The sequence below is a fragment of the Streptococcus sp. HMSC074B11 genome (assembly GCF_001808705.1).
Lineage (GTDB): Bacteria > Bacillota > Bacilli > Lactobacillales > Streptococcaceae > Streptococcus.
Genome location: NZ_KV794281.1, coordinates 1 through 299, shown reverse-complemented (window position 1 = coordinate 299; position 299 = coordinate 1). Strand labels below are relative to the sequence as shown.

Below are 299 nucleotides of genomic sequence, written 5' to 3'. Positions count from 1 at the left end.
ACATAGTCACGACTAGCAGCTTCATATTTTCCTGAGTAGGCGCTTGTGATAATCTTATGATATTCAGCTGAAGAGAGTGGTTCGTCTAGATTCTCATTAAAACTAGAAAGAACCTCCTCACATTCTTCCTGATCGATTCCTGAAGAGAAGTTGGCTAAAGCCAGCGTGAAAAGAACGTTGTTTCTTCCCATCAAGGCTTTTCCACCTTTGATATTCCCCTCTCTCATCAGTAATTGATACCAAGGTTCATCAATCTGTTTTACCCCTTCAGAGCCTGAAATAACCGTCAAATTGGGCTT

General features: G+C 41.1%; 1 protein-coding gene. It reads right to left on the bottom strand.

The features are described 5' to 3' along the window. Positions 1-299: primase C-terminal domain-containing protein (locus HMPREF2619_RS07195; RefSeq protein ID WP_186821495.1), on the bottom strand; the 299-nt coding region annotated here is incomplete at both ends.